We start from the raw sequence: 26,930 nt of genomic DNA on the forward strand, positions 1-26,930 counted from the left end.
GGCCCCGGCCCCGCCCTTTCACCGTTTCCTCCAGGGGCTCCGCCCCCGGACCCCCGGTCCTCAAACGCCGGACGGGCTGGGTTCAGGGCCCTACCCGTGGTGTGGGAAGCCCAGGTCGACGCCGCCGTCCGCCGGGTCCGGCCATCGTGTGGTGACGACCTTGCCGCGGGTGTAGAAGCGGACGCCGTCGTTCCCGTAGATGTGGTGGTCGCCGAAGAGCGAGTGCTTCCAGCCGCCGAAGGAGTGGTAGCCCACCGGCACCGGGATGGGCACGTTGACGCCCACCATCCCCGCCTCGACCTCCAGTTGGAAGCGGCGGGCCATGCCTCCGTCACGGGTGAAGATCGCGGTGCCGTTGCCCCACGGCGAGGCGTTGACGATGGCCAGGCCCTCCTCGTACGTCTCGGCGCGCAGCACGCACAGCACCGGGCCGAAGATCTCGTCGCGGTAGGCGTCGGCGTCGGTCGGCACCTTGTCGAGCAGGGACAGGCCGATCCAGTGCCCGTCCTCGTAGCCCTCGACCGTGAAGCCCGTGCCGTCGAGGACGACCTCCGCGCCCTGGGCGGCGGCGCCCGCCACATAGGCGGCGACCTTGTCCCGGTGGTCCTTGGTGATCAGCGGGCCCATCTCCGAGGCGGGGTCGTCGCCCGGACCGATCTTGATCTTCTCGGCGCGTTCGCGGATCTTCGCCACCAGCTCGTCCCCGGTGCCGCCGACCGCGACGACCGCGGAGATGGCCATGCAGCGCTCGCCCGCCGAGCCGTAGGCGGCGGAGACGGCGGCGTCCGCGGCGGCGTCGAGGTCGGCGTCGGGCAGCACCAGCATGTGGTTCTTGGCGCCGCCGAGGGCCTGGACGCGCTTGCCGTTGGCGGAGGCGGTGGTGTGGATGTACCGGGCGATGGGCGTGGAGCCGACGAAGGAGACGGCGGCGACGTCCGGGTGCTCCAGGAGCCGGTCGACGGCGACCCGGTCGCCGTTGACGACGTTGAGGACGCCGTCCGGCAGCCCGGCCTCGGCGGCGAGCTCCGCGAGGCGGATCGCGGACGAGGGGTCCTTCTCGCTGGGCTTGAGGACGAACGTGTTGCCGCAGGCGATGGCGAGCGGGAACATCCACATCGGCACCATGGCCGGGAAGTTGAACGGCGTGATGCCCGCGACGACGCCCAGCGGCTGGCGGATGGCGGCGACGTCCACCCGGCTGGAGACCTGCGTGGACAGCTCGCCCTTGAGCTGCTGGGTGATGCCGCAGGCCAGCTCCACGACCTCCAGGCCGCGCGCGACCTCGCCGAGGGCGTCGGAGTGGACCTTGCCGTGCTCGGCGGTGATCAGCCGGGCGAGTTCCTCGCGGTGGGCGTCGAGCAGGGCGCGGTAGCGGAAGAGCACCGCCGTGCGCTGCGCCAGGGAGGAGCCGCCCCAGGTGCCGTAGGCGGCCTTGGCGGCGGCCACGGCCGCGTCGACCTCCTCGGCGGTGGCGAACGCGACGCGCGTGGTGACGACGCCCGTGGCCGGGTCGGTGACCGGCCCGTACGTGCCCGAGGTGCCCTCGACGGACTTGCCGTCGATCCAGTGGTTGACGGTCTTCATCTCTGCTGCGACCTCTCTTGCCTCAAAGGCCCTACGTCAAAGGTAACGACGGCGGGCGGCTGCGTTGCGGTCGTACTCCTCCCGGGCCGACACGGCCGCCGGGCGGGTCGCGGTCTCGGCGACGGGCACATCCCACCACGCCTGGGCGGGGGGCGCCCCGGACACAGTGTCGGCCGTTTCGGTCTCCACGTAGACACATGTGGGCCGGTCGGCGGCGCGTGCCTCCGCCAGCGCGGCGCGCAGCTCGTGGGCGGTGCGGGCGCGGAGCACGCTCATGCCGAGCGAGGCGGCGTTGGCGGCCAGATCGACCGGCAGCGGGGCGCCGGTGTACGTGCCGTCGGGCGCGCGGAAGCGGTAGGCGGTGCCGAAGCGCTCGCCGCCGACGGCCTCCGAGAGGCCGCCGATGGAGGCGTAGCCGTGGTTCTGCACCAGGACCACCTTGATGGGGATGCCCTCCTGCACGGCGGTGACGAGCTCGGTGGGCATCATCAGGTACGTCCCGTCGCCGACCAGCGCCCACACCGGCAGGCCGGGTGCGGCCAGGGCGACGCCGATGGCGCCGGGGATCTCGTAGCCCATGCAGGAGTAGCCGTATTCGAGGTGGTACTGGCGACGGGAGCGGGTGCGCCACAGCTTGTGGAGGTCGCCGGGGAGGGAGCCCGCCGCGTTGACGATCACGTCCTCGTCGTCGACGACGGAGTCCAGTGCGCCGAGCACCTGCGCCTGGGTGGGCCGGGCGCCGTCGCCCCGGCCGTCGTCCGGGGCGTACGCGCGGGCGACGGTCGTCTCCCACTCGGCCTTCCCGGCGGTGTACGCGCTGACGTACGCGTCCGGCACGCGGTGTCCCGCGACGGCCTCCGTGAGCGCCTCCAGGCCGCTGCGGGCGTCGGCGACGAGCGGGAGCCCGGCGAGCTTGTGGGCGTCGTGCGGGGCGATGTTGAGGTTGACGAAGCGGACGTCCGGGGCGGCGAAGAGGGTCGCGGAGGCGGTGGTGAAGTCGCTGTACCGGGTGCCGACGCCGATGACGAGGTCGGCGGCGCGGGCGAGGGCGTCGGCGACGGCCGTGCCGGTGTGGCCGATGCCGCCGACGTCCGACGGGTGGTCGTGGCGCAGCGAGCCCTTGCCCGCCTGCGTGGAGGCGACGGGGATGCCGGTGGCGTCGGCGAACGCGCGCAGGGCGTCCTCGGCCTCGCTGTGGTGGACGCCGCCGCCCGCGATCAGCAGCGGGCGGCGGGCCGCCCGTACGGCCCGTGCGGCCGCCGCCAGTTCGGCAGGGTCGGGGGCGGGGCGGCGGACGTGCCAGACGCGGTCGGCGAAGAACTCCTCGGGCCAGTCGTACGCCTCGGCCTGGACGTCCTGGGGCAGGGCGAGGGTGACGGCCCCCGTCTCCACGGGGTCGGCCAGGACGCGCATGGCGGTGAGCGCGGCGGGGATCAGCGCCTCGGGGCGGACGATCCGGTCGAAGTACCGGGAGACGGGGCGCAGGCAGTCGTTGACGGAGACGTCGCCCGCGCCGGGGTGTTCGAGCTGCTGGAGGACGGGGTCGGCGGGGCGGGTGGCGAAGGTGTCGCCGGGCAGGAGCAGCACCGGAACGCGGTTGACGGTGGCGAGGGCCGCGCCGGTGACGAGGTTGGTGGCGCCGGGGCCGATGGAGGTGGTGACGGCGTGGGCGGAGAGCCGGTCGCGGTGGCGGGCGTAGCCGACGGCCGCGTGGACCATGGCCTGTTCGTTGCGGCCCTGGAGGTAGGGGAGTTCGTCGCCGGTCTCCAGCAGGGCCTGCCCGATCCCGGCGACGTTGCCGTGGCCGAAGATGCCCCAGCAGGCGGCGACGAGCCGCTGCTGCCGGCCGTCGCGCTCGGTGTACTGGTGGGCGAGGAACGCCACGAGGGCCTGGGCGACGGTGAGGCGTCGGGTCGGACGGGTCATCGGTCTCCTCCTGCGCGGTCGTCCGGCGGGCCCGGGCGCTCCGGGCCGTAGAGCGGAAGTCTCGGGTCCACGGGCTGGTCCGGCCAGGTGCCGCGGATCCAGGCGTGGTCGGGGTGGTCGCGAATGAGCCACTCCCGCTCGGGGCCGGGGCCGGCCATCACGTTGAGGTAGTACATGTCGTGGCCGGGCGCGGCGATGGACGGGCCGTGCCAGCCGTCCGGGATCAGCACGGCGTCGCCCGTGCGGACCTCCGTGAGGACGTCCGTCCCGCCGTCACGGGACGGCGACACCCGCTGATAGCCGAGGCCGGGGGTGCCCCCGGGGCCCTCGGCGATCTCGAAGTAGTAGATCTCCTCCAGCCGGGACTCCCGGCCCGGCAGGTGCTCGTCGTGCTTGTGGGGCGGATGGGACGACCAGTTGCCGCCCGGGGTGAGGACCTCGACGGCGATGAGCCGGTCGCACTCGAAGGTGTCGGCCGCGGCGAAGTTGTTGACCTGCCGGGAGCAGGCGCCCGTGCCGCGCAGCTCGACGGGAACGTGCTCGGCGGGGCCGTAACGGGCGGGGAGCCGGCGCTCGCAGCGCGCCCCGGCGAGGGCGAACCGGCCGCCGCCCGGGGAGGTCAGCGTGACGTGCGCGTCGCGCGGGGCGTAGGCGAAGTCGGTGACGGCGGTGAAGACGCCGCCGGGACGGCCGTGAAGTGCGAAGGTCTCCCCCTCCGTCCGGACCGTGCAGCCGCCGCTGAGCGGCAGCACGATCCATTCGCTGTCGCCGGTTTCGAAGGTGTGGGTGCCGTTCGGGGGGAGGGTGAGGACGCGGAGGGAGGAGTGGGACCAGCCGGCGGATTCGGGGGTGATGGTGAGGGTGGGCGTCATGCGGTGTCCTTGTCTGGTGAGGGGGGAAGGCCCCGGACCCGCCCCTTCCCGTTTCCTGGGGGCAAGCCCCCAGACCCCCGACGGCCCTGGGGGCCGGGGCGCGGCCTCGGGAAACGGTGAAAGGGCGGGGCCGGGGCATCCTCCCGCCGCGGCGGCGAGCAACCCCGTGCCGACCGGCCCGGCGGTGCCGGACTCACAGCAGCCCCACCGCCGTGTCCACGGCTCCGACGACGTCCCCGTCCGCCGGGTACAGCAACGCCCGCCCCACCACCAACCCCTGCACCGTCGGCAGCCCCAGTGCCGACCGCCACCGTTCGTACATCGCGTCCTGGTCGTCCCCCACGTCGCCGCCCAGCAGCACCGCCGGCAGCGTGGACGTCTCCATCACCCGTGCCATGTCGGCCGCGTCGTCCGTGACCGGCACCTTCAGCCAGGTGTACGCGGACGTCGCGCCCAGCCCCGACGCGATGGCGATGGACTTCGTGACGGCCTCGGCGCTCAGGTCGTTGCGGACCCGGCCGTCGACCCTCCGCGAGATGAAGGGCTCGACGAAGACCGGCAGCCGCCGCTCCGCCATGTCGTCGATGGCACGGGCGGCGGAGACCATCGTGGCGAGCGAGCCGGGGTCGTCGTGGTCGATGCGCAGCAGCAGCTTGCCCGCGTCGAAGCCGCGCCGGACGAGGTCGTCCGCGCGCGGCCCCGTGAAGCGGTCGTCCATCTCGAACGCGGCGCCGACGAGGCCGCCGCGGTTCATGGAGCCCATGACGACCTTGTTCTCCAGGGCGCCCAGGAGCAGCAGGTCGTCGAGGATGTCGGAGGTGGCGAGGACGCCGTCGACGCCGGGGCGCGAGAGGGCCAGGCACAGGCGTTCCAGCAGGTCGGCGCGGTTGGCCATGATCAGGGGCCGGCCCCCGGCGTCGAGCGCGCCGCGCGCCGTGTGGTCGGCGGCGACGATCATCAGTCGGCCGCTGTCGCCGACGAGGGGGCGCCGGCCCCGCCGGGCGGCGGCCTCGGCGATGGCCTCGGGGTGGCGGCTGCGCACGCGCGGCAGGTCGGCGATGCGGACGGTCACGAGACGGCCCCGGTTCCGGCCGAACGGGCCAGCAGCGCCGTCACCTCGTCCTCCGTCGGCATCGCGGACGAACAGGCGAGCCGCGAGGCGACGATCGCCCCGGCGGCGTTGGCGTAGCGCGTCACGCGTCCGAGGTCCCAGCCGGCGAGCAGCCCGTGGCAGAGCGCGCCGCCGAAGGCGTCGCCGGCGCCGAGGCCGTTGACGACCTCGACCTCCACCGGGGCCGCCTCGGCGACGGTGCCGTCGCGGTGGACGGCGAGGACGCCCTTCGGGCCCCGCTTGACCACGGCGAGTTCGGCCCCGGCCGCGAGGAGCGCCCGCGCCGCCGCGTACGGCTCCCGCTCGCCCGTGGCGACCTCGCACTCCTCGGCGTTGCCCACGGCCACCGTCGCGTGGGCGAGGGCCCGCTCGTACCAGGGTCGGGCGGCGGCCGGGCCCTCCGGCCAGAACACGGGCCGCCAGTCGAGGTCGAAGACGGTGATCCCGTTCCGCCTCCGCTCCCGGAGCGCGGCGAGCGTCGCGCCGCGGCTGGGCTCCTCGCTCAGGCCCGTCCCGGTGATCCAGAAGATCCGGGCGGCGCGGATGGCGGCCAGGTCCAGCTCGGCGGTGTGGATCTCCAGGTCCGGGGCCTTGGGGCGGCGGTAGAAGTACAGCGGGAAGTCGTCCGGCGGATGGATCTCGCAGAAGGTCAGGGGGGTGGGGTAGGCGGCCACGGGCGTCACCCAGCGGTCGTCGACGCCGAAGCGGCGCAGCTCGTCGTGGAGGTAGCGGCCGAAGGGGTCGTCGCCGGTGCGGCTGACGAGGGCGGTGCGGCGGCCGAGCCGGGCGGCGGCGACGGCGACGTTGGCCGCCGAGCCGCCGAGGAACTTCCCGAAGGTGTCGGCCTCCGCGAGCGAGACCCCGGTCCGCAGCGGGTAGAGGTCCACCCCGAGCCGGCCCATGGTGATGAGGTCGTAGGGACCGGTCATGGTCTTCCCCTCCGCGCGTCGGCACGATCCGGGGCCCAGGTCTAGCCGGGCGCGGACACCCATGTCAAGCATTTGTCCTTACATACTGACGTCCAACGGACCTGTATTGACGTGACGTCCTTATGTCCGGACGTAGCCTTGACACTCCCCGGCCCACCCGGGAGGCTACGGGCAACCCCAGCCCTTGTCCGGTCAGCGCCGACCGGCGAGAGGAGAGCCGCCGCATGGACAGCCGCCCCATGGAGAGCGTCCGCGCCCACGACCGCAGCCCGTCACCGCCCCCCGCGCCGGCCCGGATCCGCGTCGGCTCCGCGCCGGACTCCTGGGGCGTGTGGTTCGCCGACGACCCGGCCCAGCTGCCCTGGTGGCGCTTCCTCGACGAGGTGTCCGAGGCGGGCTACGAGTGGATCGAGCTCGGCCCGTACGGCTATCTGCCCACCGATGCGGCCCGGTTGCGCGAGGAGACCGGGAGCCGGGGCCTGAAGGTGTCGGCGGGCACGGTCTTCACCGCCCTCCACCGCGGGCCGGCGGTCTGGGAGGAGACCTGGGAACAGGTCTCCCGCGTGGCCGCGCTGGCGCGCGACACGGGCGCGAGCCACCTCGTCGCCATCCCCGCCTTCTGGCGGGACGACAGGACCGCCGAGGCCCTGGAGAGCCCGGAGCTGACGGCCGATCAGTGGCGGGCGCTGACCACCGGGACGGAACGGCTCGCGGCCGAGGTGCGTGACGCCTACGGGCTCTCCTTGGTCGTCCATCCCCACGCCGACACCCACATCGCCACCGAGGCGCACGTCGAGCGCTTCCTGGACGCCACCGACCCGACGCTGGTGAGCCTCTGCCTGGACACCGGGCACTACGCCTACTGCGGCGGCGACAGCGTCAAGCTCATCACGACCTACGGGGAGCGCGTCGGCTACCTCCACCTCAAGCAGGTGGACCCCGTGATCCTGGCCGACGTCGTCGAGCGGGGCACCCCCTTCGGCCCGGCCGTGCGGCAGGGCGTGATGTGCGAACCGCCGCGCGGCGTCCCGGCGCTGGAGCCCGTGCTGACGGCCGCCCAGGGGCTCGGCGTCGACCTCTTCGCCATCGTCGAGCAGGACATGTACCCCTGCCCGCCCGACAAGCCCCTGCCCATCGCCCGGCGCACCCGCGCCTTCCTGCGCTCCTGCGGCGCGTGACCGCGCCCACCGGCACCACCGCACCCACCGGCACGGCTCCCCCCACCCGCACCACCATGCGCACCCGTACCAGCTTGCGCACCAGCACCGAGGAACACGCAATGACGCAACACGGAACGCTCGGCGTGGCCGTCATCGGCACCGGCAGGATGGGCGCCGACCACGTCCGGCGCCTCGACGAGGCCATCAGCGGGGCGCGCGTGACCGCCGTCGTCGACATCGACCCGCGCCGCGCCGAGGCGGCGGCCGCCCGCGTCGACGGCTGCGCCGCCCACACCGACCCGGCCGCCGCCATGGCCGCGGCCGACGTGGACGCCGTGCTCATCGCCTCCCCCGGGCCCGCCCACGAGGAGGCCCTGCTGGAGGCGTTCGCACGGGACCTGCCCGTCCTGTGCGAGAAGCCCCTCACCCCCGACTCCGCCTCCGCGCGCCGGGTGCTGGAGGCGGAGACCCGGCTGGGACGCCGGCTGGTCCAGGTCGGCTTCATGCGCCGCTACGACAGCGAGTACCAGCACCTGAAGGCGCTCCTGGACGCGGGAGACCTCGGGCGGGCGCTGATGCTCCACTGCACGCACCGCAACGTCTCGACACCGCCCGGCTATACGAGCCAGATGACGATCAACGACTCGGTCGTCCACGAGATCGACGCCACCCGCTGGCTGCTCGGCGAGGAGATCACCGCCGTCACCGTGCTGCGGCCCACCCCCTCCTCCGGCGCCCCGGAGGGGCTGAGCGACCCCCAGCTCGTGCTGTTCGAGACGGAGGGGGGCGCGGTGGTCGACGTCGAGATCTTCGTCAACTGCGGCTTCGGCTACCAGGTGCGCTGCGAGGCCGTCGGCGAGCGCGGCACCGCGCGGATCGGCGACGCGCACGGGCTGACCGTCCACGCCGCCGGGCGGTGGGGCGGGGAGATCGCGCAGGACTTCGTCACACGCTTCCGGGGCGCCTACGACCGCGAGGTCCAGGCATGGGTGGACGCCGTGCGCCGCGGGGGCACGGCGGGGCCGAGCGTCTGGGACGGCTACGCGGCCGCCGTGGTCTGCGAGGCGGCGGTACGGGCCCAGGCGACCGGCGGGCGCGTCCCGGTCGTCCTCCCCGAGCGCCCCGCCCTCTACGCCGCCCCGCCGCGATGAGCGGCGGGCTGCGGGTCGCGCTGCTGGGCGCCGGGCGGATCGGCTCCCGGCACGCGGCCCGGCTGACGGCGACCCCGGGCGTCGCCGACCTGGTCGTCGCCGACGCCGACCCCCGGCGCGCGGCGGCCCTCGCGGAGGCCGTGGGGGCCCGTCCCGCCCGCACGGTGGGCGAGGTCTTCACCTCGGCGGGCGTGGACGCCGTGGTCATCGCCACCGCGACCGCCTCCCACGCGGCCCTGATCACCCGCGCGGCCCGCGCCGGGCTGCCCGCGTTCTGCGAGAAGCCCGTCGCGCCGGACCTGGCGGGCACGATCGCCGCGCTGCGCGAGGTGGAGGCGGCGGGCACCCTGCTCCAGATCGGCTTCCAGCGGCGCTTCGACGCCGGGTTCCTGGCCGCGCGCGAGGCGCTGCGCTCGGGGGCGCTGGGGCGGGTGCACACCATCCGGTGCGTGACCTCCGACGCGGCGCCGCCGCCCGCGGAGTTCCTGCCGCTGTCCGGCGGGCTGTTCCGCGACTGCATGGTCCACGACTTCGACGCCGTCCGCTGGCTGACCGGCCGGGAGGTGACGGAGGTGTACGCGCGGGGGGCGAACGGCGGCGCGGCCTTCTTCCGCGAGGCCGGCGACGTGGACACCGCGGCGGCCCTGCTCCTCCTCGACGACGGCACGCTCGTCACGGCCACCGCGACCCGGTACAACGGCGCCGGCTACGACGTGCGCGTGGAGCTGTCCGGGGAGCGCGACCAGTGGGTCGCCGGGCTGGACGACCGGGCGCCGCTGACCTCCGCCGAGCCCGGCGGCCCGGCCGCCCCGCGGCGGCCCTGGGCGGACTTCCAGGAGCGCTTCGAGGACGCCTTCCGGGCCGAGCTGGCGGCGTTCGTCCGGGCCGCGCGAGGACTCGCGGGCAACCCCTGCCCGGGGGCCGAGGGGCTGCGGGCCCTGCACGTCGCCGAGGCGTGCGAGGTCTCCCGGCGGGAGGCCCGGCCGGTCCGCCTGGCCGACGTCGGCTGACCCGGCAGCCGGGACCGGCGCCGAGACCTACCGCCGGGGCCACCGCCGGGCCCGCCCGCTGTTACCAAGTCACCTTGCTGTTACGAGCGTCACATCGGCGCGAGCCTTCCGTCACAGAAGTCCGACAGGCCCTCGCGAATGATCACTCTCCGTCGTTCCCGGGGCGAGGCTCAAGCGACCGAGAACGGCCGCGCCGCAGCTCCCCGACGGACCCCTCCTCCGTGGCTGCGCCGCGGCGGAGAGGCGAGAGATGACCGACCGTCGGCTCTGGTCCTACCGGGAGATCGCGGCGCACATCGGCGTGCAGACCGACACCGTGCGCTCGTACCGGAAGCACGGACTGCTGCCTGTTCCGGACCTCCACGAGCGCGGCAAGCCCTACTGGTTCGCGGACACCATCCGTGACTGGGTGACCCGGCGCCCCGGTTACCGGGACCGCCGTCCGAAGAAACCTTGATTCCGCCGGTTCCCACCCCTCGGCATACCCCCCGGGGGTACGATGACCCAGGCATCGACAGAAGCCCTGCGCAGCCCACTTCCGAGGAGCACACCCATGAGCACCACCACCGTCTACAAGGTGTCCGGCATGACCTGCGGCCACTGCGAGTCCGCGGTGCGCGAGGAGGTCTCGGCGCTCGCCGGCGTGAGCTCGGTCGAGGCCGTGGCCGCCACCGGCCTGGTGACGATCACCGCCACCGAGCCGCTGGACGACGAGGCCGTCCGCGCCGCCGTGGACGAGGCCGGATACGAACTGTCCGGCCGCGCCTGAAGCGCTCCCGGCGCGAGGCACCTTCACAAAATCACCACAAGGAGCCTCTTGCCCTTTTACACCCCTTATGCCTGGAGACCTAGATCACAGCGATTGGGGGGTAACCATCATGGGGGGGCATTGGTCTAACCAGGCAGTGCTGGATCGTCTTGGGGGACGAACCGGCCACGCGTGGCCGGGGCACGTACCCGGGGAGCTTTGAGCGGCCCTCCCGTACGTACGCGTCCCGGCAGATCGCGTCCGCCGGCTCCCGGCCGGATCCCGTGGGGGGAATCCGTGCCGGGGCAGGGAAGCGCCTCGCTCCGACCCGTGGGGGGATCGGAGACGGGGCGCTTTTCATTGCCCGCTTTCATCACCCGCATTGCCCGCACACGCGAGAGGCGCCCCGCACCGGACGGTGCGGGGCGCCTCTCGTACGCCTGTGGAGCGGCTCCGTGGAGCCTTCCGGCTAGCGGCGCTCGACGGGGACGAAGTCGCGCTCGACGACGCCCGTGTAGATCTGGCGCGGGCGGCCGATGCGGGAACCCGGCTCCTTGATCATCTCGTGCCACTGGGCGATCCAGCCGGGGAGCCGGCCGAGCGCGAACAGCACGGTGAACATCTCCGACGGGAAGCCCATGGCCCGGTAGATCAGACCGGTGTAGAAGTCCACGTTCGGGTAGAGGTTGCGCGAGACGAAGTAGTCGTCGTTGAGCGCGTGCTCCTCGAGCTTGAGCGCGATGTCGAGCAGCTCGTCGCTCTTGCCCAGGGCGGAGAGGACGTCGTGCGCCGCGGCCTTGATGATCTTCGCGCGGGGGTCGAAGCTCTTGTAGACCCGGTGGCCGAAGCCCATCAGGCGGACGCCGTCCTCCTTGTTCTTCACCTTGCGGATGAAGGCGTCGACGTCGCCGCCGGAGGCCTGGATGGACTCCAGCATCTCCAGGACGGCCTGGTTGGCGCCGCCGTGCAGCGGGCCCCACAGGGCGTTGATGCCCGCGGAGATCGACGCGAAGAGGTTGGCCTGCGAGGAGCCGACCAGGCGCACCGTCGAGGTGGAGCAGTTCTGCTCGTGATCGGCGTGGAGGATCAGCAGCTTGTCCAGGGCGCTGACGACGACCGGGTCCAGCTCGAACTCGGCGGCGGGCACCGAGAAGGTCATGCGCAGGAAGTTCTCGACGTAGCCGAGGTCGTTGCGCGGGTAGACGATCGGGTGACCGATCGACTTCTTGAACGCATAGGCCGCGATCGTCGGCAGCTTGGCCAGCAGCCGGATCGTCGACAGGTGGCGCTGCTTCTCGTCGAACGGGTTGTGGCTGTCCTGGTAGAAGGTCGACAGCGCGCTGACCACGGAGGACAGCATCGCCATCGGGTGGGCGTCACGCGGGAAGCCGTCGAAGAACCGCTTGACGTCCTCGTGCAGCAGCGTGTGCTGGGTGATCTCACCCTTGAAGGTCGCCAGCTCGTCGACGGTGGGCAGCTCGCCGTTGATCAGCAGGAACGCGGTCTCGAGGAACGAGCTGCGCTCGGCCAGCTGCTCGATCGGGTAACCGCGGTAGCGGAGGATGCCCTGCTCGCCGTCGAGGTAGGTGATCGCGGATTTATAGGCGGCGGTGTTGCCATAGCCGGAGTCCAGGGTCACCAGACCGGTCTGGGCACGCAGCTTGCCGATGTCGAAGCCCTTGTCGCCGACAGTGCTGTCGACCACCGGGTAGCTGTACTCGCCGTCCCCGTACCGCACTACTACAGAGTTGTCGCTCACGTCATCCCTCACCGACGTTGTGCCTCTTCTTCGAGGTGCCCTGACTACCCCTACCTTCCCCCATTTGGACGATGTACGTGCACTCGGGGTCGGCCATAGGGCCCAAGGACGGCACTCAGTGCCGCCCAGCCTGCCCATCCTGCCCCCTTCGCCCTGATTGGTAAACCGGTCAGAGACGAACACCACCTTCCGCGAGCCGGAAGTCCAGCGCCGTACAGCGCCGCCCCGCCGAGACCGTGCGCACCGCCTGGCCCAGGGCACGCCGTGACCCCACCAGCACCACGAGCTTCTTCGCCCTCGTGACGGCGGTGTAGAGGAGGTTGCGCTGAAGCATCATCCAGGCACCCGTGGTGACGGGGATCACCACCGCCGGGTACTCGCTGCCCTGGGAGCGGTGGATGGTCACCGCGTAGGCGTGGGCGAGCTCGTCGAGCTCATCGAAGTCGTAGCCGACCTCCTCGTCCTCGTCGGTGCGCACGGTCAGCCGCTGCTCGACCTCGTCCAGCGCCGTGACCACGCCGACCGTGCCGTTGAAGACGCCGTTCTCGCCCTTCTCGTAGTTGTTGCGGATCTGGGTGACCTTGTCGCCGACGCGGAAGACCCGGCCGCCGAAGCGGCGCTCGGGCAGATCGGGGCGGGCGGGTGTGACGGCCTGCTGGAGCAGCCCGTTGAGGGTGCCGGCGCCGGCCGGGCCACGGTGCATGGGGGCCAGCACCTGGACGTCGCGGCGGGGGTCGAGGCCGAACCTCGCGGGGATGCGCCGGGCCGCCACGTCCACCGTCAGCCGGCCCGCCTCCTCGGTGTCCTCCTCGACGAAGAGGAAGAAATCCGCCATGCCCTGAGTGATGGGCGGGACGCCGGAGTTGATGCGGTGGGCGTTGGTGACCACACCGGACTGCTGGGCCTGCCGGAAGATCCGGGTGAGCCGGACCGCCGGGACGGGGCTGCCGGGGGCCAGCAGGTCGCGCAGCACCTCCCCGGCGCCTACCGACGGCAGCTGGTCCACATCGCCGACCAGCAGCAGGTGCGCGCCGGGGGCGACGGCCTTCACCAGCTTGTTGGCCAGCAGCAGGTCCAGCATCGACGCCTCGTCGACGACCACCAGATCGGCGTCCAGCGGCCGGTCCCGGTCGTAGGCGGCGTCGCCGCCGGGCTTGAGCTCCAGCAGCCGGTGGACGGTGGAGGCGTCGGCGCCGGTGAGCTCGGCGAGCCGTTTGGCGGCGCGGCCGGTGGGCGCGGCCAGCACCACCTTGGCCTTCTTGGCCCGGGCCAGCTCCACCACGGACCGGACGGTGAAGGACTTGCCGCAGCCCGGGCCCCCGGTGAGGACGGCGACCTTGCTGGTGAGCGCGAGCCGGACCGCCTCCTGCTGCTCGGGCGCCAGCTCGGCCCCCGTGCGCCCCGCGAGCCAGGCCAGGGCCTTGTCCCACTGGACGTCCCGGAAGGCCGCCAGACGGTCGTCCGGGGCCTTCAGCAGCCGGGTCAGCTGGGCGGCGAGGGAGAGCTCCGCGCGGTGGAAGGGGACCAGGTAGACGGCGGTGACCGGCTCCCCTCCGTCGGGGCCGGGCACTCTCTCGCGGACCACTCCCGCGCCGTCCGGCCCGTCCTCCGCCAGCTCGGCCAGGCAGTCGATGACCAGCCCCGTGTCGACCTGGAGCAACTTCACCGCGTCCGCGATCAGTTGCTCCTCGGGGAGGAAGCAGTGCCCCTGGTCGGTGGACTGGGACAGGGCGTGCCGCAGACCGGCCTTGGCCCGCTCGGGGCTGTCGTGCGGGATGCCGACCGACTGGGCGATGCGGTCGGCGGTGAGGAAGCCGATGCCCCACACGTCGGCCGCCAGCCGGTAGGGCTCCTCGCGGACGACGGTGATGGAGGCGTCGCCGTACTGCTTGTAGATGCGCACGGCGATGGAGGTGGAGACGCCGACGCCCTGGAGGAAGACCATGACCTCCTTGATGGCCTTCTGCTCCTCCCAGGCGGCCCCGATCGACCTGGTCCGCTTGGGGCCTAGGCCGGGCACCTCGATCAGGCGCGCGGGCTCCTTCTCGATGACGTCGAGGGTGTCCGTGCCGAAGTGGCCGACGATGCGGTCGGCGATGCGCGGCCCCACGCCCTTGATGAGGCCGGACCCCAGGTAGCGGCGGATGCCCTGGATCGTGGCGGGCAGGACGGTGGTGTAGTTCTCCACGGTGAACTGCCTGCCGTACTGCGGGTGGGAGCCCCAGCGGCCCTCCATGCGCAGCGACTCGCCCGGCTGCGCGCCGAGCAGGGAGCCGACCACCGTGAGCAGATCACCGCCGCCGCGCCCGGTGTCGACGCGCGCGACCGTGTAGCCGCTGTCCTCATTGGCGTAGGTGATCCGTTCCAGGACCCCTTCGACCACAGCCAGTTGCACCATGCCCCGACGGTACCGCCGAGGACCGACAGGGCGTTCGGGCCTGTGGATAGCCGCCATTCCGCTTCCGCCCGGGCCCCACCGGGGGCGCCGGCGATCGGCGGCGGCCGGGGCGCGCGTGATGTCGACGCGCATGATTCGAGGGGCCCGGTCCGACGACCGGGCCCCTCGCGCTCCCCCCTGAACGGGCCTCCTCCGAATCCCCCCGGATCCCTCCCCGGGAAGCCCGATGTCCAATACGACCCCCGGGGGCCCCGCGAGGTTGCACCGATTTCAAGCTGTTATCAATCCGTTACTTACCGTAGGGAACCCCTGTTCGCTCCCCACCCCTCTCCCTGACGACGCCCACGCATTTCCCCCGCCCCCACGGGGAAGCGAAAGAGGCATGAAGCTGGCCTTTTCGACCCTCGGCGTCCCCGGGATGCCGCCCCGCGACGTGGTACGGCTCGCCGCCACCTGCGGTTACGACGGCGTGGAGCTGCGCGCCCACCCCGAGGAGCCCGTGCACCCGGGCATCTCCGCCGCACAGCGGGCGGCGGTGGCCATGGAGTTCGCGGACGCGGGCGTGACCGTCCTGGCCGTGGCCGGGTACGCCCGAGTGGCCGCCCCCGGGCCCGACGAGCCGGTGCTGGCGGAGCTCACCGAGCTGGTCCGGCTGGCGGGGGACGTCGGGGCGCCGTACGTACGGGTGTTCCCCGGCGGGGGCGAGCGGCCGGCGGAGGAGGCCGACGCGGCGGCCGCCCGCAGGCTCGGCTCGATCGCCCCGCTCGCCGCCGACACCGGCGTCCGCGTCCTGCTGGAGACCCACGACTCGCACCGGCGGGCCCAGGACGCCGTGCGCGTGCTGGGGCCCGTGGGACACCGCAGCGTGGGCGCCCTCTGGGACGTGCTGCACACCTGGCTGGGCGGCGAGCAACCGGCCGTCAGCCTCCCGGCGCTGGCTCCCCATCTGGGCTATGTGCAGGTGAAGGACGTCGCCTCGGCGGAGGACACCGCTCCGTTGCCGCTCGGGGCGGGGGTGCTGCCCCTGGGCGCCTGCGTCCGCGCCCTCAGCCGCGCGGGCTGGGACGGCTGGCTGAGCTGGGAGTACGAGAAGCGCTGGTATCCGGGGTCGGCCGCCTTTCCTCAGCTGGCGGGGGCGGGAGCGGAGTATCTGCGGGGGCTGGTCGCCGCCGCCCCGCGAGCGACGTGAGGGCGACGCCGCCCACCAGCAGCACCGCCGCGCACCAGCGCAGCGGGCTCACGTGCTCGCCCAGCAGCAGCGCCGCCGAGGACATGCCGAACACCGGCACCAGCAGCGAGAAGGGCGCGACGACCGACGCGTCGTAGGCGCGCAGCAGGTATCCCCACGCGCCGAATCCGAGCAGCGTGCTCACCCAGGCGACGAACAGCAGGGCGCCGACGCCGGTCCAGTCGAGGGAGCGCAGCGCCTCGGCGTCGGCGGCCGGTCCCTCGAACACGAGGGACAGTGCCAGCAGCGGCAGCACGGGCACGGTGCTGATCCACACGGTGAAGCGCAGGGCGTCCGGGGGCGAGGCCTTGCGGGTGAGGACGTTGGACACGCCCCAGAAGGCCGCCGCGCCCACGACCAGGGCGAAGCCCGTCAGCGGGCCGGAGGCGCCCTCGTCCACGGCGGCGACCGCGATGCCCGCCAGGGCCACGGCCATGCCCAGCAGCCTGCCGCGGCCGGGGCGTTCCGCCAGGGCGAGCGCGGCGAAGAGGGCGGTGAAGACCGCCTGGGCCTGGAGCACCAGCGAGGACAGTCCGGTGGGCATCCCGGCGTGCATGCCGACGAACAGCAGCCCGAACTTGCCGACCCCCAGCGCCAGGCCCACCCCGATGATCCACCGCCACTTCACCGGGGGCGGCCCGGCGAAGAAGACGGCGGGCACCGCCGCCGCGAGGAAGCGCAGCGCGCAGAAGAGCAGGGGCGGGAAGTGGTCGAGGCCGACGTGGATGACGACGAAGTTGACGCCCCAGAGGGCGGCGACCGCGACGGCCAGGGCGAGGTGCTGAGGACGCATGTGACGAGGATCCGATGCGTCAACCATGTAGCACCAGCACATGTTTCTTCATGATGGGATTCAGCAACGCTCAATATTGGGGGTCGGAGGACCATGCTGGACCTGTCCCGTCTGCGTGCGCTGCACGCCGTCTCCGTGCACGGCTCGGTCAGCGCGGCGGCCGTCGCCCTGGGGTACACGCCCTCGGCCGTCTCGCAGTCGATCACGAAGCTGGAGCGGGAGACCCGCACCACCCTGCTGGAGCGCCGGGGGCGCGGGATCGCGCTGACCGACGCGGCGGTCCGGCTGGCGGAGGCGGCGCACGAGCTGCTGACGCTCGTCGAACGGGCCGAGACCGAGCTGGAGGAGCGGCGCGGGCTGCCGACGGGCCGGCTGACGGTCGGGGCGTTCGCTTCGGCCGCGCGCGGCCTGCTGCCCGGCGTGCTGGCCGCGCTGGCCCGGGCGCACCCGTCCCTGGACACCCGGCTGGTCGAGGTCGACCCCCACCTGTCCGTGGGCCTCGTGGAGCAGGGCGTGCTCGACCTGACCGTCACGTTCGAGTGGGACATCTCGCCGCTGCCCGTGCCCGAGGGCCTGGAGCGGATACGGGTGGGCGCCGACCTCTGCGACATCCTGGTGCCCCGAGGCCACGAGCTCGCCGGGCGCGACGGGCTGTGCCACGCGGACCTGGAGGGGCAGCGCTGGATCAGCCAGCCGCCCGGCACGGTCTGCCACGACTGGCTCGTACGGACGCTGCGCGCGTCCGGGGACGAGCCGGACCTCGCCTATCAGGCCGCCGAGAACCACACCCACGTCGCGCTCGTCGCGGCGGGCCTGGGCATCGCCATGGCCCCCCGGCTCGGGCGCGGCCCGCTGCCCCCCGAGGTCGTGGCGCTGCCCCTGGAGCCCGTGCCCGTACGGCACCTGTTCGCCTACTGGCGCAAGGGCGCCGCCCGACGCCCCGCGATACGTGAAACGGTGCGCATGCTGCGCGAGCAATGGCCGGACCGATCGTTTTGAGCAACCGCTCAAAACGTATGATGAATGCTCTTCGAGGGGGCGGCGGATGTCAGTGGAGACCAAGGAACGGCTGATCACCGCGGCGGGCACGGTCCTGCGCACCCAGGGGTACGGCAAGGCCAGCGCGCGGACGATCGCCAAGGAGGCCGGCGTCAACTCGGCGTTGGTCTTCTACCACTTCGGCGGCGTCGACCCCCTGCTGTTCGCCGCTCTCGACCGCTCCTCCGCCGAGCGGATGGCGCGCCACACCGCCACCGTCGCGGACGCGCGCACCCTGGAGGAGCTCGCCGAACGGGCCACCGTCATCTACCGCGACGACCTGGAGGGCGGCCACATCACCCTGCTCTCCGAGCTCGTCGCGGCGGCCGTGGCCAAGCCGGAGCTGCGCGAGGAGATCCGGGTGCGGGTCGAGCCGTGGATGGCGTTCATGGAGGAGACCCTGGAGCGGGTCATCGGCGGCACCCCCCTCGCCCGGCTCACCCCGCCGCGCGACCTGGCCAACGCCGCCGTCGTCTTCTACCTCGGGGTGAACCTCTTCACCGTGCTGGACGCCGACCGCACCCGGACGGAGTCGGTCTTCGGGATGGTCCGGCGGCTCGCGCCCCGCGCCGGGCTGCTGGCCCGGCGCGTCCCCGTGCGCTTCGGCCGGTCGCGCGGCTTCGGCAGGGCGCGGCGCCGGTCCGGCTAGCCCGGAGCGCCGCGGCGCGGAACCGCTCCGGCGCGCGGCCCGTCCAAGGGGCGTGCTGCCGCCGGTCCCCGCAGAGCGGTACCGGCCCCGCCGTACCGACGGCGCGGGCCACTCCCTCTCCGCCGCCTGTGGCCGGTAGCGCGCCGCCGCCGGTCACACCCCCTCCACCACACCGGCGGCGGACGCCGGCGGGCGGGAGCGGGGCGCGCGGTCACCCTCCGCGAACCCTCCCGCACGCCTGGCGTGCGCCGGTGGCCGTCGGGTAACTCTGGACGCTCGGTTGGTGGGTTGGGGGAGATCATGCGCCATCGCGCGCTACCGAAGGCGCTGTTCGCGTTCGCCGTCCTGTGCGGGTTCGAGACCCTCGTCGGCTGTCAGCTCCAGGGGCGCCCCGGCGCGGAGATCGTCACCCAGGGCGGACAGGGCGGCCAGGCCGGACAGAGTGGACAGGGCGGCGGACAGGCCGCGCTCGAACGGGCCGATCCGGGCCGGAGCACCACCTTCCTGGCCCAGGGGTCGTGCGCGGGCCGGGGACGGACGGGCTTCACCGAGCTGGACTGCGCCGACGAGCGCGCCACCGCCGGCGTCCTCGCCCGCTACTACGGCCCGCAGGAGGACGGCCCGCGCTGTCCCGACAACACCGACTTCGTGCTGCACATCACGGCGGTGAACGCCGGCACGTCGGAGTCGGAGAGCGCCCCCGAGGGCTACGCCTGCATGCGCGGTCTGCGCCCGCCGCACCCGGGCGATCCCGGCATGGGCGGCGGCCCGCTGACGGTGGCGGGCGACTGCGTGTACACCGAGCGGCGCGGGGTCGTGAAGGAGACCGCCTGCGACGGTTCGCGGAGCCACGCGCCGGAGTTCCGGGTGGACTCGACGGTGCGCACCCGCGACGACTGCCCGCCCTCGACCGACCTGTACGTACAGGTCGGCGGCGGGCGCCCCGTCGGGTGCGCCCGCCGCCTCTAGCCCCGCTCCGGCCCCCCTGGGGTTACGGGCGGAGCGTGGACTGCCGCTCCACGGTCTGCTTGTCGAGCTTGGCGTTGAAGGGCGCCAGCGGCTTGGCCAGCTTGTCGTCCTTCTGCACGGCGGCGTTCGCGACACCGGCCCAGCGCAGCACCTCGGCCGTGGCCACGGCCCGCTCGTCGGCCACGAGCTGGGAGATGTTGGAGCCGTGGTTGCCGCCCGGCGCGTAGAAGCGGTGGTCGTGGCGGGCCGCGGCGTTCCTGCCGAGGCGGAACGGCTCCGAGCTCCACGGGTCGTTCTGCCCGTAGACGAACAGCATGTTCCGGCTCTCCTCGCGCACCCAGCGGTCGACGTCCGCCATGGCGCCCGGCCGGAACTTCATCGGGATGTCACGCGGCACATAGGTGCGCGGCTTGTAGCTGTCGGGGTACCGCAGCAGGCTCTTGAGGTGGGCGAACTTGGGGCTCGGCGAGCCCAGTTCGGTGCCCGCCTGGTAGTAGTACGGCGTGAACCGCTCCAGTCCCTGGTCGGTGTAGCCGTCGAAGCCGGAGATCTCGTCGATGAACTTGTACAGCTCGTCCGTCGACGCCTTGGTCGCGGGCACGGTCTTGCAGTCGCTCTGGAGGTGGTACTGCCAGAACGCCCACACCAGGTCCAGGACGACGTTCTCGTAGGCCTTGTCGGCGCTGCCGACGGTCTTGAACGTCTTGCCGTTCTCGTCGGCCCACTTCTGGTAGCGGGCGACGATCTCGTCGCGGCGGACGAGGGCCTCGCGCTGCACCGAGTTCAGCTGGGTGCGGCAGGCCTGGTCGCCGACGGTCGCGAAGAACCTGTCGTAGGCGGAGTCCTCGTCGTTGACCACGTCGTTGGGCGCGACGTAGGCGACGGTGCCGTTCATGTCCTTGGGGAAGAAGCGGCGGTAGTACGTCGCCGTCATGCCGCCCTTGCTGCCGCCGGTGGCCAGCCAGTTCTTGTTGTAGACCGGCTTGAGGGCCTCGAAGAGGCGGTGCTGGTCGTTGGCGGCCTGCCAGATGTCGAGCTTGGACCAGTCGGCGGGCTGCGGCCGGGACGGCGTGAAGAAGCGGTACTCCATCGACACCTGGTTGCCGTCGACGATCCGGGTCGGCTCGCTGCGCGACGGGGTGGTGTTGACGTTGTAGCCGGAGGTGAAGAAGACCGTCGGCCGGTCGGTGTTCTTGTGCAGCAGCGTGAAGCGCTGCTCGAACGTGCCCTTCGACGGGTTCCGGTGGTCGACCGGCTGCCGATAGGTCATCACGAGGTAGCGGTAGCCCTCATAGGGCTTCTCCTCGACGAAATGCATCCCGGGGATCTTCAGGACGCGTTCCTTGATGTCCGACTCGGTGGCGGTCCCCGCCGCCCCCGCCACCGTGCTGCCGGCGCCGACCGTCCCGATGGACATGGTCAGCGCCAGCAGGGCTCTGACGACCTTGCGCATGTGCCCTCCCCTGGTTTCGCGAAAGTCGCCGCGAACCTACCGGGGCAACATCCGCCACGCCAGAGTCGAGCCGGAGTGATCTTGCTCCCTTCCCCGGAGCTCCCTCCCGCGCCGGCCGCCGCCGGCCTCAGACCGCGACCGTCTCACCGGTGAACGTCCGCCACAGCGCCGCGTACCGCCCGTCCAGGGCCAGCAGTTGGGCGTGGGTTCCGTCCTCGACGACCCGGCCGCCGTCCAGGACCACCACGCGGTCCGCGCGCGCGGCGGTCGTCAGGCGGTGCGCCACCACGAGCGTCGTACGGCGCCCGGCCAGCCGGTCGGTGGCCTGGTTGACCAGCGCCTCGGTGGCGAGGTCCAGGGCGGCGGTGGCCTCGTCCAGCAGCAGGATGTCCGGGTCCACCAGCTCGGCGCGGGCCAGGGCGATCAACTGCCGCTGTCCGGCGGAGAGGTTGCGGCCGCGCTCGGCGACCTCGTGGAGATAGCCGTCGGTCAGCGTGGCGATCATCTCGTGCGCCCCGACCGCCCGCGCGGCCGCCTCGACCTCGGCGTCGCTCGCGTCCGGACGGCCGTAGGCGATCGCGTCGCGCACGGTGCCCGGGAAGAGGTACGACTCCTGGGGGACGACGCCCAGGCGGTGCCGGTAGGAGACCGGGTCCAGCTCGCGCAGGTCCTGGCCGTCGACGAGGACGGCGCCGGAGACGGGGTCGTAGAACCGCGCGACCATCTTCACCAGCGTGGACTTGCCCGCGCCCGTCTCGCCCACGAAGGCCACCGTCTGCCCGGCGGGGATCGTCAGCCGTATCCCGGCCAGCGCCTCGCCCTTCTCGCCGCCGTACCGGAAGCGGACGTCGTCGAAGACGACCTCGCCCTTGAGCTCCCGCACCTCGCGCGGCCGCTCGGCCACCGGCGTCGTCGTCGGCTCGCGCAGCAGCCCCTGCACCCGGCCCAGCGACACCGTCGCCTGCTGGTAGCCGTCGAAGACCTGGGAGAGCTGCTGGACGGGCGCGAAGAACAGGTCGATGTAGAGCAGGTACGCCACCAGGGCGCCCGTCGTCAGCGTCCCGTCGCCCACCCGGCCCGCGCCCACGATCAGCACGGCCGCCGCCGCGACGGACGACAGCAACTGCACGAACGGGAAGTACACCGATATCAGCCACTGGCCGCGCACCCGCGCCTGCCGGTACTCGGCGCTGCGCTCGGCGAACCGCCGGGCGCCGGACTCCTCGCGGCGGAACGCCTGCACGACGCGCAGCCCGGCGACGCTCTCCTGCAGGTCGGCGTTGACGGAACCGACGCGCTCACGGGCCAGCTCGTACGCCTTGACGCTCTGCCGGCGGAAGAAGACCGTGCCGACGACCAGCGGCGGCAGCGTGGCGAAGACGACCAGGGCCAGCTGGACGTCGATGACGACGAGCGCGACGAGGATGCCGAAGAAGGTCAGGACGGAGACGACGGCGGTGACCAGACCGGTCTGGAGGAACGACGACAGGGCGTCGACGTCCGTCGTCATCCGCGTCATGATCTTGCCGGTGAGCTCGCGCTCGTAGTAGTCCAGCCCGAGCCGCTGGAGCTGGGCGAAGATCTTCACGCGCAGGGCGTAGAGGACGCGCTCGCCCGTGCGCCCCGTCATCCGGGTCTCGCCGACCTGCGCCGCCCACTGCCCGAGGACGACGAGGAGCGCGAGCCCCGAGGCCGCCCAGACGGCGCCGAGCGCCAGGCGCTGGACGCCCTGGTCGATGCCGTGCCGGATCAGGACGGGCAGCAGCAGGCCCGCGAGCGCGTCGACGGCCACCAGCAGCAGGCTCACCGCCAGCGGCCCGCCGAAGCCGCGCAGCAGCTGCCGCAGGCCGTACGACTCCTCGACCCGGGCGGCGCGCTCCTCGTCGACGTCCGGGGTGTCGGTGGCCGGGGGCAGCGCCGCCACCCGGGCCAGCAGCTCCGGCGTCGCGGGCATCCCGGCGAGCGCGCCGTGCTCCCGCGCGGGGTCGTCGGCGGCCTTGCGGACCCACAGGTGCGGGGTGACGCCGTCGACGGCACGGCGCTGCCCGTCGAGAGGCGTGACGGGCTCGGCGAGCCCGGTGGCGAGGGCCTCGCCGCCGAAGGCGGGCACAGCGCCCGCCGGGTCGTGCGGGACGCCCGCGAGCTCGTCGGGGTCCGTCAGCAGCTCGCGGTAGCGCGCGCAGCGCTCCTGCAGCTCCTCGGCCGTGCCCACGTCGACGAGGCGGCCGCCGTCCAGGACCGCGATGCGGTCGGCCAGGGCGAGGGTCGAGGCCCGGTGGGCGATCAGCAGGGTCGTACGGCCCGCCATGACCCCGCGCAGCGCCTCGTGGATCTCGTGCTCCACCCGGGCGTCGACCGCCGAGGTCGCGTCGTCCAGGAGCAGCAGCCGGGGGTCGGTGAGGATGGCGCGGGCCAGCGCGACGCGCTGGCGCTGCCCGCCGGAGAGGGTCAGGCCCTGCTCGCCGACCTTGGTGGCGTAGCCGTCGGGCAGCGCGGAGATGAAGCCGTCCGCCTGGGCGGCCCGGGCGGCGGTCCGGACCTGCTCGTCCGTGGCATCGGGCACGCCGTAGGCGATGTTGTCGCGGATGCTGTCGGAGAACAGGAAGCTGTCCTCCGGCACGAGCCCGATGGCGGCGCGCAGCGAGGACAGCGTCAGCTCGCGGACGTCCTGCCCGCCGACGCGCACGGCGCCGCCGGTGACGTCGTAGAAGCGCGGCAGGAGCAGCGCGAGGGTGGACTTGCCGCTGCCGGAGGCGCCGACGACGGCGACGGTCTCGCCGGGCTCGACGCGCAGGGTGACGCCGTCGAGGACCGGGCGGCGGGGGTCGTAGCCGAAGGTGACGTCGTCGAACTCGACGGTGGCGGGGGCGTCCGCGGGCAGTTCGCGGGCGTCGGGGCGCTCCTGGACCGCCGGCTCGGTGTCGATGAGCTCCAGGACGCGCTCCACGCCGGCGCGGGCCTGCTGGCCGACCGTGAGGACCATGGTGAGCATCCGCACGGGGCCCACCAGCTGGGCGAGGTAGGTGGAGAAGGCCACGAAGGTGCCGAGGGTGACCTGGCCGCGGGTGGCCATCCAGCCGCCGAGGGCGAGCATGGCCACCTGGCCGAGGGCGGGCACGGCCTGCAGGGCCGGGGAGTAGCGGGAGTTCAGCCGGACGGCGCGCATCCGCCCGGCGAAGAGCCGGTGGCCGACCTCGCGGAGCTTGCGGGCCTCCTGGGCCTCCTGGCCGAAGCCCTTGACGACGCGTACGCCCGTGACGGCGCCGTCCACGACGCCGGCGACGGCGGCGGCCTGGCCCTGGGCGTACCAGGTGGCGGGGAAGACCTTGGCGCGGCTGCGCCGGGCGATGTACCAGAGGGCGGGGGCGACGGCGAGCGCCACGACGGTCAGCAGCGGGGAGAGGGCGACCATCACGACGAGCGAGATGACGAAGAGGAGGATGTTGCCGATCATCATCGGCAGCATGAACAGCAGGCTCTGGACGAGCTGGAGGTCGCTGGTGGCCCGGCCGACGACCTGGCCGGTGGAGAGCTCGTCCTGCCGTTTGCCGTCGAGGCGGGCGATCGCCTCGTGCATCTCGGTCCGCAGGTCGTGCTGGACGTCGAGGGCGAGGCGTCCGCCGTAGTAGCGGCGGACGTAGGTGAGGCCGTAGACCACCACCGCCGCGACGATCAGCAGGGTCGCCCAGGGGGCGAGGGGGCGCTGATGGCTGCCTATGACGTCGTCGATGATGAGCTTGGGTATGAGGGGGACGAGCGCCATGACGGCCATCCCGGCGAGGGAGGAACCGAGCGCCAGCAGCACCGCTCCGCGGTAGCGCCAGCAGTATCCCGTGAGCCGCCTGGCCCAGCCCTGTCCGGTCGTGTCCGTCGCGGCCACCCGAGACCTCCGCTGTCTCCCGCTCCCTGTTCTGACGGAAGGCCCCAACGCTCTGGGCTGCGGATTTCATCCCGCCGCAACAAAAATCCGGGCTCGCACGCCCGTTCCCACGCCCGTTCCCGCGCCCGTCACATGCCCGGGACGAACTGGAGCAGCAGATCGATGAGCTTGATGCCGAGGAACGGGGCGACGAGCCCGCCCAGGCCGTAGACGCCGAGGTTGCGCCGGAGGAGGGCGTGGGCGGACGAGGGGGCGTAGCGGACGCCGCGCAGGGCGAGCGGGATGAGGGCGACGATGACGAGCGCGTTGAAGATGATCGCGGAGGCGATGGCGGAGGTCGGGCTGTGGAGGCCCATGACGTTGAGTTTCTCCAGGCCCTCGTAGCCCGCCACGCCGCCGAACATGGCGGGGACGATCGCGAAGTACTTGGCGACGTCGTTGCAGATGGAGAAGGTGGTGAGCGCCCCTCGGGTGATCAGCAGCTGTTTGCCGACCTCGACGATCTCGATGAGCTTGGTGGGGTCGGAGTCCAGGTCCACCATGTTCCCGGCCTCCTTGGCGGCCGAGGTGCCGCTGTTCATGGCCACGCCCACGTCCGCCTGGGCCAGTGCCGGGGCGTCGTTGGTGCCGTCGCCGGTCATGGCGACGAGGTTGCCGCCCGCCTGCTCGGCCCGGATGCGGGCCAGTTTGTCCTCGGGGGTGGCCTCGGCGATGAAGTCGTCGACACCGGCCTCGGCGGCGATGGCCTTGGCGGTGCGCGGGTTGTCGCCGGTCACCATGACGGTCTTGATCCCCATGGCGCGGAGTTCGGCGAATCTCCGGCCGATCCCGGGTTTGACGACGTCCTTCAAATGAACGGCGCCCAGCACCCGGATGCCCTCCGGGTCCTCGACCGCGACCAGGAGGGGGGTGCCGCCTTCGGCCGCGATGGAGTCGGCGATCCAGTGGGCCTCCTCGGGCACGTGCCCGCCGCGCCGGGCGACCCAGTCGGCGACCGCGCTCCCGGCGCCCTTGCGGATGCGGCAGAAGTCCCCGTCGAAGGAGAAGTCCACCCCGCTCATCCGGGTCTGCGCGGAGAAGGGCACGAACCGGCCGTGGGTGAAGTCGCCGCTGTGGTGCTGGATCCCGTACTGCTTGGCGAGCTCGACGATGGAGCGGCCCTCGGGGGTCTCGTCGGCGAGCGAGGAGAGCTGGGCGGCGTCGGCGAGGAGTTCGTGCGCGATGCCCTTGACGGGGACGAACGCGGCGGCCCGCCGGTTGCCGTGGGTGATGGTGCCGGTCTTGTCCAGCAGCAGGGTGCTGACGTCGCCCGCCGCCTCGACGGCCCGGCCCGACAGCGCGATGACGTTGCGCTGGACGAGCCGGTCCATGCCGGCGATGCCGATGGCGGAGAGCAGCGCGCCGATGGTCGTGGGGATCAGGGTGACCAGCAGGGCGACGAGCACGGTGATGCTCTGCGGGGCGCCCGACCAGCTCGCCATCGGCTGGAGCGACACCACCGCCAGGATGAAGATCACGGTGAGCGAGGCGAGCAGGATGTTGAGCGCCAGCTCGTTGGGGGTCTTCTGCCGGCTGGTGCCCTCGACCAGGGCGATCATGCGGTCGAGGAAGGTGTTGCCGGCGCGGGAGGTGATCCGTACGACGATCCGGTCGGAGAGCACCATAGTGCCGCCGGTGACGCCGGCCCGGTCGCCGCCGGCCTCCCGGATCACCGGCGCGGACTCGCCGGTGATCGCCGACTCGTCCACCGCCGCGACGCCGTCGACGACCTCGCCGTCACCGGGCACGAGCTCGCCGGCCTCGACGACCACGAAGTCGTAGGGCCGCAGTTCGGCGGCCGGGACCCGCTCCTCCTCCCAGTCCCGGCGGTCCATGCTCACCTTCCAGGTGCGCAGCCGCCGGGCCGCGGTGGTGCCACGGGTGCGCCGCAGCGACTCGGCCTGGGCCTTGCCCCGGCCCTCGGCGACGGCCTCCGCGAGATTGGCGAAGACGACGGTGAGCCAGAGCCAGACGCTGATCAGCCAGGTGAAGACGGACGGGTCGAGGACGGCGGAGAGCGTGGTCAGGACGGAGCCGGTCTCGACGACGAACAGCACGGGGTGCCGGACCATCACCCGGGGGTGGAGCTTGCGGACGGCGTCCGGGAGACAGGCGACGAGCTGCTTGGGGTCGACGAGACCGCCGGCGACGCGGCGGTGGCGGTTCCGGACGGCCTTTTCGGGGGCGCGGTACAGCATCAGCGGAGTGGCCTTCGACGGGTCGGCGAGGTGGA

19 protein-coding genes and 1 pseudogene are annotated in these 26,930 nt (G+C 73.0%); 9 read left to right on the top strand and 11 right to left on the bottom strand.

The features are described from left to right. Positions 1 to 90: 90 nt before the first annotated feature. From IE096_RS16970 to iolC, 5 genes are all read right to left on the bottom strand, one after another. A complete protein-coding gene (locus IE096_RS16970) occupies positions 91 to 1,584 on the bottom strand; it encodes a CoA-acylating methylmalonate-semialdehyde dehydrogenase (protein WP_189452495.1) in 1,494 nt (497 codons plus the stop codon). A gap of 36 nt (positions 1,585 to 1,620) precedes the next feature. Continuing rightward, the gene (gene iolD, locus IE096_RS16975) at positions 1,621 to 3,510 is read right to left on the bottom strand and encodes a 3D-(3,5/4)-trihydroxycyclohexane-1,2-dione acylhydrolase (decyclizing) (RefSeq protein WP_189452497.1); all 1,890 of its coding nucleotides are present in this window, start codon (positions 3,508 to 3,510) and stop codon (positions 1,621 to 1,623) included. After that, entirely contained in the window at positions 3,507 to 4,382 is an 876-nt protein-coding gene (iolB, locus tag IE096_RS16980) for a 5-deoxy-glucuronate isomerase (protein ID WP_189452499.1), read from the bottom strand. The genes iolD and iolB overlap by 4 nt, the downstream gene beginning before the upstream one ends. Positions 4,383 to 4,575: 193 nt before the next feature. After that, on the bottom strand, positions 4,576 to 5,454 hold the full coding sequence (locus IE096_RS16985; RefSeq protein ID WP_189452500.1) for a Cgl0159 family (beta/alpha)8-fold protein: 879 nt from the start codon (positions 5,452 to 5,454) through the stop codon (positions 4,576 to 4,578). Further along, positions 5,451 to 6,422, bottom strand: a complete 972-nt coding sequence (iolC, locus tag IE096_RS16990) for a 5-dehydro-2-deoxygluconokinase (protein WP_189452502.1) — start codon at positions 6,420 to 6,422, stop codon at positions 5,451 to 5,453. Before iolC ends, IE096_RS16985 begins: the two co-directional genes overlap by 4 nt. Before the next feature lie 239 nt (positions 6,423 to 6,661). On the opposite strand from iolC, the gene IE096_RS16995 reads away from it, so the two are divergent. From IE096_RS16995 to IE096_RS17015, 5 genes are all read left to right on the top strand, one after another. Next, on the top strand, positions 6,662 to 7,600 hold the full coding sequence (locus tag IE096_RS16995) for a sugar phosphate isomerase/epimerase family protein (RefSeq protein ID WP_189452842.1): 939 nt from the start codon (positions 6,662 to 6,664) through the stop codon (positions 7,598 to 7,600). 101 nt (positions 7,601 to 7,701) lie between these two features. Further along, complete coding sequence (locus tag IE096_RS17000; RefSeq protein ID WP_189452504.1) at positions 7,702 to 8,733, top strand: Gfo/Idh/MocA family protein; 1,032 nt, start codon at positions 7,702 to 7,704, stop codon at positions 8,731 to 8,733. 8 nt (positions 8,734 to 8,741) lie between these two features. Then, the gene (locus IE096_RS17005) at positions 8,742 to 9,743 is read left to right on the top strand and encodes a Gfo/Idh/MocA family protein (protein WP_189452843.1); all 1,002 of its coding nucleotides are present in this window, start codon (positions 8,742 to 8,744) and stop codon (positions 9,741 to 9,743) included. Positions 9,744 to 9,993: 250 nt separating this feature from the next. Next, a complete protein-coding gene (locus tag IE096_RS17010; RefSeq protein ID WP_126914235.1) occupies positions 9,994 to 10,200 on the top strand; it encodes a MerR family transcriptional regulator in 207 nt (68 codons plus the stop codon). A gap of 96 nt (positions 10,201 to 10,296) precedes the next feature. Continuing rightward, positions 10,297 to 10,512 (top strand): heavy-metal-associated domain-containing protein, encoded by a 216-nt coding sequence (locus IE096_RS17015; RefSeq protein WP_229820250.1) that lies wholly within the window; start codon positions 10,297 to 10,299, stop codon positions 10,510 to 10,512. A gap of 448 nt (positions 10,513 to 10,960) precedes the next feature. Here the strand turns inward: IE096_RS17015 and IE096_RS17020 are convergent, their stop codons facing one another. Both IE096_RS17020 and recD2 read right to left on the bottom strand, forming a co-directional pair. After that, positions 10,961 to 12,250: a citrate synthase gene (locus IE096_RS17020; RefSeq protein WP_126914237.1), complete on the bottom strand. Its 1,290-nt coding sequence runs from the start codon at positions 12,248 to 12,250 to the stop codon at positions 10,961 to 10,963. A 169-nt stretch (positions 12,251 to 12,419) separates the two neighbouring features. Then, on the bottom strand, positions 12,420 to 14,648 hold the full coding sequence (gene recD2, locus IE096_RS17025; RefSeq protein WP_189452509.1) for an SF1B family DNA helicase RecD2: 2,229 nt from the start codon (positions 14,646 to 14,648) through the stop codon (positions 12,420 to 12,422). A 418-nt stretch (positions 14,649 to 15,066) separates the two neighbouring features. Between recD2 and IE096_RS17030 the strand changes: the two are divergent. Continuing rightward, positions 15,067 to 15,744: pseudogene (locus IE096_RS17030) on the top strand (sugar phosphate isomerase/epimerase family protein); the annotation flags it as partial. Here the strand turns inward: IE096_RS17030 and IE096_RS17035 are convergent. Then, complete coding sequence (locus IE096_RS17035) at positions 15,695 to 16,669, bottom strand: EamA family transporter (RefSeq protein ID WP_189452512.1); 975 nt, start codon at positions 16,667 to 16,669, stop codon at positions 15,695 to 15,697. The pseudogene IE096_RS17030 and the gene IE096_RS17035 overlap by 50 nt on opposite strands. Before the next feature lie 93 nt (positions 16,670 to 16,762). On the opposite strand from IE096_RS17035, the gene IE096_RS17040 reads away from it, so the two are divergent. The 3 genes from IE096_RS17040 to IE096_RS17050 all read left to right on the top strand — a co-directional run bounded on the left by IE096_RS17040 (position 16,763) and on the right by IE096_RS17050 (position 19,325). Beyond that, the gene (locus tag IE096_RS17040) at positions 16,763 to 17,668 is read left to right on the top strand and encodes a LysR family transcriptional regulator (protein WP_189452514.1); all 906 of its coding nucleotides are present in this window, start codon (positions 16,763 to 16,765) and stop codon (positions 17,666 to 17,668) included. 46 nt (positions 17,669 to 17,714) lie between these two features. Continuing rightward, complete coding sequence (locus IE096_RS17045) at positions 17,715 to 18,356, top strand: TetR/AcrR family transcriptional regulator (RefSeq protein ID WP_189452516.1); 642 nt, start codon at positions 17,715 to 17,717, stop codon at positions 18,354 to 18,356. A gap of 300 nt (positions 18,357 to 18,656) precedes the next feature. Further along, positions 18,657 to 19,325, top strand: a complete 669-nt coding sequence (locus IE096_RS17050; RefSeq protein WP_229820254.1) for a hypothetical protein — start codon at positions 18,657 to 18,659, stop codon at positions 19,323 to 19,325. Positions 19,326 to 19,347: 22 nt separating this feature from the next. Here the strand turns inward: IE096_RS17050 and IE096_RS17055 are convergent, their stop codons facing one another. The 3 genes from IE096_RS17055 to kdpB all read right to left on the bottom strand — a co-directional run bounded on the left by IE096_RS17055 (position 19,348) and on the right by kdpB (position 26,895). Further along, positions 19,348 to 20,778 carry a S28 family serine protease gene (locus IE096_RS17055; RefSeq protein ID WP_189452518.1) on the bottom strand — a complete coding sequence of 477 codons (1,431 nt, stop codon included), beginning with the start codon at positions 20,776 to 20,778 and terminating at the stop codon, positions 19,348 to 19,350. Between the two features lie 127 nt (positions 20,779 to 20,905). Then, entirely contained in the window at positions 20,906 to 24,658 is a 3,753-nt protein-coding gene (locus tag IE096_RS17060) for an ABC transporter ATP-binding protein (RefSeq protein ID WP_189452521.1), read from the bottom strand. Positions 24,659 to 24,786: 128 nt separating this feature from the next. Next, positions 24,787 to 26,895, bottom strand: coding sequence for a potassium-transporting ATPase subunit KdpB (gene kdpB, locus IE096_RS17065; protein WP_189452522.1), 2,109 nt, complete (start codon positions 26,893 to 26,895; stop codon positions 24,787 to 24,789). Between the last annotated feature and the right edge of the window lie 35 nt (positions 26,896 to 26,930).

It is taken from the genome of Streptomyces abikoensis, from assembly GCF_014648775.1.
GTDB lineage: Bacteria > Actinomycetota > Actinomycetes > Streptomycetales > Streptomycetaceae > Streptomyces > Streptomyces abikoensis.

What these genes read in the sequence shown, in the direction of transcription:
- IE096_RS16970 (WP_189452495.1), bottom strand. Translation starts at nt 1,584, where the DNA reads ATGAAGACCGTCAACCACTGGATCGACGGCAAGTCCGTCGAGGGCACC.
- iolD (WP_189452497.1), bottom strand. Translation starts at nt 3,510, where the DNA reads ATGACCCGTCCGACCCGACGCCTCACCGTCGCCCAGGCCCTCGTGGCG.
- iolB (WP_189452499.1), bottom strand. Translation starts at nt 4,382, where the DNA reads ATGACGCCCACCCTCACCATCACCCCCGAATCCGCCGGCTGGTCCCAC.
- iolC (WP_189452502.1), bottom strand. Translation starts at nt 6,422, where the DNA reads ATGACCGGTCCCTACGACCTCATCACCATGGGCCGGCTCGGGGTGGAC.
- IE096_RS16995 (WP_189452842.1), top strand. Translation starts at nt 6,662, where the DNA reads ATGGAGAGCGTCCGCGCCCACGACCGCAGCCCGTCACCGCCCCCCGCG.
- IE096_RS17000 (WP_189452504.1), top strand. Translation starts at nt 7,702, where the DNA reads ATGACGCAACACGGAACGCTCGGCGTGGCCGTCATCGGCACCGGCAGG.
- IE096_RS17010 (WP_126914235.1), top strand. Translation starts at nt 9,994, where the DNA reads ATGACCGACCGTCGGCTCTGGTCCTACCGGGAGATCGCGGCGCACATC.
- IE096_RS17015 (WP_229820250.1), top strand. Translation starts at nt 10,297, where the DNA reads ATGAGCACCACCACCGTCTACAAGGTGTCCGGCATGACCTGCGGCCAC.
- recD2 (WP_189452509.1), bottom strand. Translation starts at nt 14,648, where the DNA reads ATGGTGCAACTGGCTGTGGTCGAAGGGGTCCTGGAACGGATCACCTAC.
- IE096_RS17035 (WP_189452512.1), bottom strand. Translation starts at nt 16,669, where the DNA reads ATGCGTCCTCAGCACCTCGCCCTGGCCGTCGCGGTCGCCGCCCTCTGG.
- IE096_RS17040 (WP_189452514.1), top strand. Translation starts at nt 16,763, where the DNA reads ATGCTGGACCTGTCCCGTCTGCGTGCGCTGCACGCCGTCTCCGTGCAC.
- IE096_RS17045 (WP_189452516.1), top strand. Translation starts at nt 17,715, where the DNA reads ATGTCAGTGGAGACCAAGGAACGGCTGATCACCGCGGCGGGCACGGTC.
- IE096_RS17050 (WP_229820254.1), top strand. Translation starts at nt 18,657, where the DNA reads ATGCGCCATCGCGCGCTACCGAAGGCGCTGTTCGCGTTCGCCGTCCTG.
- IE096_RS17055 (WP_189452518.1), bottom strand. Translation starts at nt 20,778, where the DNA reads ATGCGCAAGGTCGTCAGAGCCCTGCTGGCGCTGACCATGTCCATCGGG.
- kdpB (WP_189452522.1), bottom strand. Translation starts at nt 26,895, where the DNA reads ATGCTGTACCGCGCCCCCGAAAAGGCCGTCCGGAACCGCCACCGCCGC.